At 69.9% G+C, this 7,463-nt stretch carries 7 protein-coding genes; 6 read left to right on the plus strand and 1 reads right to left on the minus strand.

Features of this window, described 5'->3' with window-relative positions; genetic code table 11:
• The first annotated feature begins 4 nt into the window (after positions 1 to 4).
• On the plus strand, positions 5 to 826 hold the full coding sequence (locus C5E05_RS15155; protein ID WP_258064891.1) for an ABC transporter permease: 822 nt from the start codon (positions 5 to 7) through the stop codon (positions 824 to 826).
• Positions 823 to 1,884: a sulfate/molybdate ABC transporter ATP-binding protein gene (locus C5E05_RS15160; protein WP_104342405.1), complete on the plus strand. Its 1,062-nt coding sequence runs from the start codon at positions 823 to 825 to the stop codon at positions 1,882 to 1,884. The genes C5E05_RS15155 and C5E05_RS15160 overlap by 4 nt, the downstream gene beginning before the upstream one ends.
• Before the next feature lie 8 nt (positions 1,885 to 1,892).
• Here the strand turns inward: C5E05_RS15160 and pcp are convergent, their stop codons facing one another.
• Positions 1,893 to 2,534: a pyroglutamyl-peptidase I gene (pcp, locus tag C5E05_RS15165; RefSeq protein ID WP_104305714.1), complete on the minus strand. Its 642-nt coding sequence runs from the start codon at positions 2,532 to 2,534 to the stop codon at positions 1,893 to 1,895.
• A gap of 341 nt (positions 2,535 to 2,875) precedes the next feature.
• Here pcp and C5E05_RS15170 point away from each other — a divergent pair, with 341 nt between their 5' ends.
• From C5E05_RS15170 to C5E05_RS15185, 4 genes are all read left to right on the plus strand, one after another.
• A complete protein-coding gene (locus tag C5E05_RS15170) occupies positions 2,876 to 3,973 on the plus strand; it encodes an amino acid ABC transporter permease (protein WP_104342413.1) in 1,098 nt (365 codons plus the stop codon).
• Positions 3,970 to 4,788 carry an amino acid ABC transporter ATP-binding protein gene (locus C5E05_RS15175; protein ID WP_104240008.1) on the plus strand — a complete coding sequence of 273 codons (819 nt, stop codon included), beginning with the start codon at positions 3,970 to 3,972 and terminating at the stop codon, positions 4,786 to 4,788. Before C5E05_RS15170 ends, C5E05_RS15175 begins: the two co-directional genes overlap by 4 nt.
• Positions 4,789 to 4,859: 71 nt before the next feature.
• Entirely contained in the window at positions 4,860 to 5,882 is a 1,023-nt protein-coding gene (locus tag C5E05_RS15180; RefSeq protein ID WP_104240009.1) for an ABC transporter substrate-binding protein, read from the plus strand.
• A gap of 17 nt (positions 5,883 to 5,899) precedes the next feature.
• On the plus strand, positions 5,900 to 7,435 hold the full coding sequence (locus C5E05_RS15185; protein ID WP_104342406.1) for an MFS transporter: 1,536 nt from the start codon (positions 5,900 to 5,902) through the stop codon (positions 7,433 to 7,435).
• Positions 7,436 to 7,463 lie beyond the last annotated feature (28 nt).

Consider the following 7,463-nt stretch of genomic DNA (forward strand, 5'->3'; position numbering starts at 1 on the left):
TCCAGTGCCCCGAAGAAGCTCCGCCGCTGCCGCCGTGCCCGGCTGGGTGCTGAGCGTCGCGATCATCGGCGCGTCCTTCGTGCTGCTTCCGCTGATCGGGATGGTCACCCGCGTGAACTGGGCCGAGTTCGTTCCGCTCGTCACGTCGGAGTCGTCGATCGACGCGCTCCTGCTGAGCCTCCGCACCTCCCTCAGCGCGACAGTGCTCTGCGTCCTCCTGGGGGTGCCCATGGCCATCGTGCTCGCCCGCACCGACTTCTGGGGGCAGAAGCTCCTCCGATCCCTGGTGCTGCTCCCGCTTGTGCTGCCACCCGTGGTCGGCGGCATCGCCCTGCTCGCCACCTTCGGTCGGCGCGGGCTCCTCGGCCAGAGCTTCGAGGCCATGGGGATCACCATCGCGTTCTCGACGACGGCCGTCGTCCTCGCGCAGACCTTCGTGGCGCTCCCGTTCCTCGTGCTCAGCCTCGAGGGGGCGCTGCGCACCGTCGGAACGCGCTACGAGGCGATCGGCGCCACGCTCGGTGCACGGCCCACCACGGTGCTGCGCCGCATCACGCTGCCGCTCGTGCTGCCCGCCGTGATCTCCGGCGCGGTCCTCTCCTTCGCGCGCGCGCTCGGCGAGTTCGGGGCCACTCTCACCTTCGCGGGCTCGCTGCAGGGCGTCACGCGCACCCTCCCGCTCGAGATCTACCTCCAGCGTGAAACCGATCCGGATGCGGCGGTCGCCCTGTCGCTCGTCCTGGTCGCCGTCGCGGTGATCGTGGTCGCGGTGGCCCACCAGGCCGGCGAGGCCAACGGCTTCCGGCTCCGGCGGAGCGCGTCGTGAGCTTCGAGTTCGCCGCCACCGTGCGGGCGCGGGCGTTCGACGTCGAGCTCACGATCGCCGACGGCGAGACCGTCGCGGTGCTCGGGCCGAACGGTGCCGGGAAGTCGACGCTTCTCACGCTCATCGCGGGCCTGGTCCGCCCCGACACCGGCACGGCCCGGCTCAACGACGAGGTCCTCTTCGACATCGGCGATCGCGGCCGTGGACGCTGGTTGCCACCTCATGCTCGCGGCGTCTCGATGCTCGCGCAGGACGCGCTGCTCTTCCCGCACCTCACCGCACTCGACAACGTCGCCTTTGGTCCGCGCAGCAAGGGACGCTCGCGTGCCGAGGCCAACTCGCGCGCATCCGGCTGGCTCGACCGCGTCGATGCGGGAGGACTGGCGCAGAGCAGGCCCGCTCAGCTCTCCGGGGGCCAGGCGCAGCGGATCGCCGTCGCCCGGGCGCTCGCGTCCGACCCCGCTCTGCTGCTGCTCGACGAGCCGATGGCAGCCCTCGACGTGTCGGTCGCGCCGGCGATCCGACGGATGCTCCGAGACGTCCTGGCGGATCAGACGACGATCATCGTCACGCACGACGTGCTCGACGCCTTCATGCTCGCCGACCGCGTCGTGGTGCTCGAGGGCGGGCGCATCGTCGACGTCGGCCCCACGCGCGAAGTGCTCGAGCGGCCCGCCACGCAGTTCGCGGCCGGCCTCGCCGCGCTCAACCTCGTGACCGGCACCGCCCTCGACGACGCCTCCGTCAGAGCCGACGGCGGGCAGCGCCTCGCGGCGAGCTTCGTCGAAACGCTCCCGGCCGGCACGCGGGTCGGGATCTCCGTGCGGCCGACGCAGGTCGCCGTCACCACCGAGGACCCATCGGAGCCGACTGCCTCACGGAACGTGCTCCCCGGCATCGTCACGGACCTCGAGCCGCGAGGGGACATCATCCGGGTCCGGAGCGCCGAGTTCTCCGCCGACGTGCCGCCTGGCAGAGTCGCTGAGCTCGACCTGGCGCCCGGCACTCGCGTGTGGTTCGCCTTCGCCGCCTCGGATGCCATCGCGTACCGGCTCTGAGGCCCTGCTCAGTCGAGGGTGCCGCCGCCGACCCGCACGTCGCTCTCGTGCGCGAGGGTCGCTCGCACGACGGCGGTGAGCGCGCTCGCGAGCTGGTCCATGGGCAGGAAGGGGCGGTCGGTGCCGACGGCTTCCTCCGCGGAGTACGGGATGTGCACGAAGCCGCCTCGTGCGCCGGCCCGCTGCCGGAGCTCGTGCAGGAGCAGGTAGAAGACGTGGTTGCAGGTGTAGGTGCCGGCGGTCTGGGAGACGACGGCAGGGATGCCGCTCGAGCGCACGGCCTCCACCGCGGCCTTGATGGGCAGGGTGCTGAAGTACGCGGCGGGGCCGTCGCCCACGATGGGCTCGTCGATCGGCTGGAAGCCGCTGTTGTCGGGGATGCGCGCGTCGTCGACGTTGATCGCGACCCGTTCCACCCTGATCGTGTCGGTGCCGCCGGCGAGCCCGACGGCGATCACGATGTCGGGGTCGACCTCGGCGAGGGCGGCCCGCAGCGCGTCGTCCACCCTCGCGAAGTCGACGGGGAGCTGACGCACGTGGATCTCCGCGTCGCCGTCCCAGCGATCGCGCACCTCCTGAACGGCCGTCCACGACGGGTTGCTCGTGTTGCCGTCGAAGGGTTCGAAGCCGGTGAGGAGGACGGTCGGCATGCGGGGGCTCCTGTCGTGCGGGTGGGGCGGCCGGAGGGGGGGAGACCTCAACGCTACGCCGCGGATGCACCCCTCGCTGGCCCCTCACCTGACGAGCAGGTGACCGAATGTGACGCGGAGCTTCGCCGCGCGACCGTGTCGGAACTTCCGTGAAGGGAGGCCGTCGCCCCCGCATCCGCGTGCCCATACCTTCTCGACATGCCCTCGAAATCGAGGGTGAGCCCCTCGAATCGAGGGTCCGCCGAGAGGAGAACGCGATGTCACAACTCGACACCGCACCGACCACCGACAGCCCGTCGTCGACGCCGCCAGACGACGCGAAGCCACTCGCGAGCCGGCGGATGCAGACGCTCGGGCCGGGCGAGCACCTCAAGGTCGTCCACCCCAAGCACTGGGTGCTGTGGATCCTCTCCGCCGTCGCCGTGTTCGCCGTCGCCCAGTTCGCGTGGTCGCTCGTCACGAACCAGCGCTACGAGTGGAACGTCTTCGGCGAGTATTTCTTCAGCCAGATCGTGCTCAACGCGCTTGTCCTGACGCTCCAGCTGACGGTGCTCTCCGGCGCGATCGGCTTCATCCTCGGTGCCCTGCTCGCGGTCGCACGCCTCTCGAAGTCGCCCCTCCTGAACTCGTTCTCGTGGAGCTTCATCTGGTTCTTCCGGTCCGTGCCGCTCGTCGTGCAGCTCGTGGTCTGGTACAACCTCGGCTACCTCTACCCGACGCTCGGGCTCGGGACGCCCTTCACGACCGACTTCTGGCTCGTCGAGTTCCCGACGGTGCAGCTCATCTCCTCGTTCGCCGCGGCGACGCTCGGCCTCTCCCTGCACCAGGCCGCCTACTCGGCGGAGATCATCCGCGCCGGCATCCTGTCCGTCGACCAGGGCCAGCTTGAGGCATCCGCCGCGCTCGGCCTGCCCCGCCGGTACCGCTTCTTCCGCATCATCCTGCCGCAGGCGGCCCGCGCCATCACGCCGAACGCCTTCAACGAGATCATCGGCCTCGTCAAGGGCACCTCCGTGGTGTTCGTCGTCGCCCTGCCGGAGCTGTTCTACACGGTGCAGGTCATCTACAACCGCAACCAGCGCATCATCCCGCTGCTCCTCGTCGCGGTCGTCTGGTACGCCATCATCACGACGCTCCTCTCGATCGCGCAGTACTACATCGAGCGGCACTTCTCGAAGGGCGCGCACCGGGAGCTGCCGCCGACGCCCATCCAGAAGGCGCGCGCGTGGATCTCCGAGAAGTGGGCGCTGCTCGACGACGGTGAGCAAAGCGCAGGCAGGGAGAAACAACGCGAGGCCCCCGAGAAGCCGGACGGAGAGCACGCCGAGAGCGCGAAGGCGCTCGACCGGAAGAAGCACGGCATACCCGCGGGCGCGACAGCCCGCCCCACAGAAGCACCAGCGCCAGCACCAGCACGAAAGGACGCGAGCGAAGCATGAGCCAGGCAACCATCAATCGGAACGCCGAAGCGGAACTCGAACGCAGCAGCGCAGCATCCGGGCAGGTCAGCGTGTGCGGCGTCAGCAAGTCGTACGGCACCCACGAGGTGCTGCACGACATCGACCTCGAGATCGAACCAGGCGAGGTCGTCGCCCTCCTCGGGCCCTCCGGCTCCGGCAAGTCGACCCTCCTGCGCACCATCAACCACCTCGAGTCCGTCGATGGCGGATCGATCCTCATCGATGGCGAGTACATCGGCTACGTCAGGAAGGGAGACCGCCTCTTCGAGCTGCGCGAAGCTGAGACGCTTCGCCGCCGTACGAGGGTTGGCATGGTCTTCCAGAACTTCAACCTGTTCCCGCACCTCACGGCGCTGCAGAACATCACGGCCGCGCCGGTGGCGCTGCAGCGAGCATCCAAAGCGGATGCAGAGGCGCAGGCGCGCAAGCTCCTCCAGCGCGTTGGCCTCGAGGGCAAGGAGCACCACTACCCGCGGCAGCTCTCCGGCGGCCAGCAGCAGCGCGTCGCGATCGCCAGAGCGCTTGCGCTCAAGCCGGACGTGCTCCTCTTCGACGAGCCGACGAGCGCACTCGACCCCGAGCTGGTCGGGGAGGTGCTCGACGTCATCCGCGAGCTCGCCCACGGCGGCACGACGCTGGTCATCGTGACGCACGAGATCGGCTTCGCCCGCGAGGTCGCCGACCGCATCGTGTTCCTCGACGCCGGCCGCGTCATCGAGCAGGGCACACCGGAGCAGGTGCTGACGAACCCGCAGCATCCGCGCACGCAGGACTTCATCCGCAAGGTGCTCTAGCCACACCCTGGCCTGTCGCTCATCTCCCACCCCAGAACTTCAGCAACGCACGTACCCGAAAGGTGCCACCCATGGCAAAGCTCAACAAGAAGAAGGTCGGCGTCATCGCCGGCGGTGTCGCAGCACTCGCCGTCATCGGCGTCGTCGCCACGACCCTCATCGTCAACGGCCAGTCGGCCCCCGTCACGGCAGCAGAGCCAGACGGCGCGGCCCCCGCGAGCGACCTCATCCAGTTCGACCTGACCAGCGCGAACGTCGACGGCCGCCCGCAGATCGATCCGGTCCCCGAAGCCATCGCGGCTCTCGAGGCCTCCGGATGGCAGCCAGCCGAGGCAGGCAAGCTCACCGTCGTCGGCAGCGCGTACATCCCGCCGCTCAGCTTCCTCGCCGAGGACGACAACGTGACGCGCCTCGGCAGCGAGGCCGACTTCGCGCAGCTCATCGCCGACGGACTCGGCCTCGAGCTGAAGGGCGAGGTCGCCGCCTGGGCCGACTGGCCCCTCGGCATCCAGTCCGGCAAGTACGACCTCATCACCTCGAACGTGACGGTCACGGAAGAGCGCAAGGACCTCTTCGACTTCGCCACCTACCGCGAGGACGTGCTCGGCTTCTACGTGAAGGCCGACAGCGAGATCGAGTCGATCACCGAGGCGAAGGACGTCGCGGGCCTCTCCGTCATCGTCGGCGCCGGCACGAACCAGGAGAAGATCCTCGTCGCCTGGGACGAGGAGAACAAGGCCGCAGGGCTCGAGCCGGTCGACTTCCAGTACTTCGAAGACGACGCGGCGGGCACTCTCGCGCTGCAGTCTGGTCGAGTCGACGTGAACTTCGGCCCGAACGCGACCGCCGCGTTCAAGGCTGCGAGCGACGGCGAGACGAAGCTCGTCGGCACCCTCAACGGCGGCTTCCCCGCCAACGCGCAGATCGCAGCAGGCACCGCGAAGGACAACGGCCTCATCGAAGCCGTCTCGATCGTCATCAACCACGCCATCGAGAACGGCCAGTACGACGCGATCCTCGACCGCTGGGGACTGCAGGATGAGCGCATCGACGTCTCCGAGGTGAACCCCGCGGGCCTCCCGCGCGAGGAGTAGCCATCGCCGCGCACCCCATGGCGACGGAACCCGTCGCGTCCTCGAAGGCTGAGGGCGCGGCGGGTTTCGCCGCGCCCTCAGCTCTCCGTCGTCGAGGGCGCCCGGACGGGCTCATACTGGCGCTCGGCGTCGCGACGGCCTTCACGACCCTCCTCGATCAAGCCGTGTTCAGCTTCGCCGTGCCGAGCATCCAGCGTTCCCTCGACGCCGATGGCGCACAGGTGCAGTGGCTGACGTCGTCGTACTCACTCGCGTTCGGGCTCGCCCTCGTGGGCGCCGGGAGGCTGGGCGACCTGCTCGGGCGACGCTCGCTGTACCTGCTCGGGCTCGCGCTGTTCGCGGTCGCCGGGTTCGCGGCCGCGCTCGCGGACGACACGACCACCGTCATCATCGCCCGCCTCGTGCAGGGGTTCGGAGCCGGCGTCGTGAACCCCCAGGTGCTTGGGCTCTTCCAAGACACCTTCCGCGGCATCATGCGCTCGCGCGCGCTCTCCGGGTACACGACCGCAGGCTCGGCCGCCGGGCTCGTCGGACCGCTCGGCGGGGGCATCCTGCTGACCGTCCTCCCCGACGACACGGGATGGCGGCTCGTCTTCCTGCTCGCCGTGCCGCTGGCCGTGGTGCTCATCGTGTCGGCGGTGTTCGTGCTGCCGCGGCCGTCTGCCGTGCCGGGCGGTGTGCGAAGTGCGCTGCGACAGGTGGACGCGGTGGGCGTCGTGCTGCTCGGCACCGGCACGCTCGCGCTGCTGGTCGCGGCGGTGAGCGACGGGGTCCTCCTCACAGCGCTGGCTGCGGCTGCGGTTGCGCTCTTCGTGCTCTTCGCCCTCTGGGAGCGTCACGTATACGCGCGGGGTGGCGCCGCGGTGCTGCATCCCGAGCTCGCCCGCAACCGCGGCTACCTGCTCGGGACCGCCGTAGCCGCGCTCACGTTCGGCTCTGCCCTCGGCATCGGACTGCTGACCACGCTGTTCCTCATCGAGGGGCTCGGCTACTCGCCGTTCGCTGCGGCGCTGCTGCTCACGCCCCGCGCCCTCGGCATGGTCGTCGGGTCGATGCTGAGCTGGCGGCTCGTGCGGCGCTTCGGCCGCAGCGGGATCACGTGGGTCCTCGGCCTGGCGCTCATCGTGGTGACCGTCGAGATCGCCCTGGTGACGACCGGATCGGAGCCGCTCATCGTGCTCGGGATCCTGGGCGCCGGGACGCTGCAGGGGTTCTTCTCCGGGCTCTTCATCCCATCGAACCAATCGCTGACGCTCAACGAGGCGCCGCCAGGGGTGAACGGGGTCGCGGCCGGATTCTTCCAGCTCAGCCAACGCCTCGCGGCGGCCCTGGCGCTCTCGGTCTACGCGGGCACCTACCTCGCCGTGGGGGCGAACATGCCGGCGAGCTTCGCGTTCGGGGCGGCCGCGTCGATCACGATCGCCGCATCGCTCGGGGCGCTGCTCATCTCGGCCGCCGCCACCCCCGCCGCCAATAGGTCGCTTTCACCCCGTTCTCGGCGTCGAAATGGGGCGAAGGTGACCTATCCGGCGGCGGTCAGGCAGCCGACGTGACCGACTTCAGGAAGTCGATCGTCGAGGC

It is taken from the genome of Pseudoclavibacter sp. AY1H1 (assembly GCF_002931055.1).
Classification (GTDB): Bacteria; Actinomycetota; Actinomycetes; order Actinomycetales; family Microbacteriaceae; genus Pseudoclavibacter.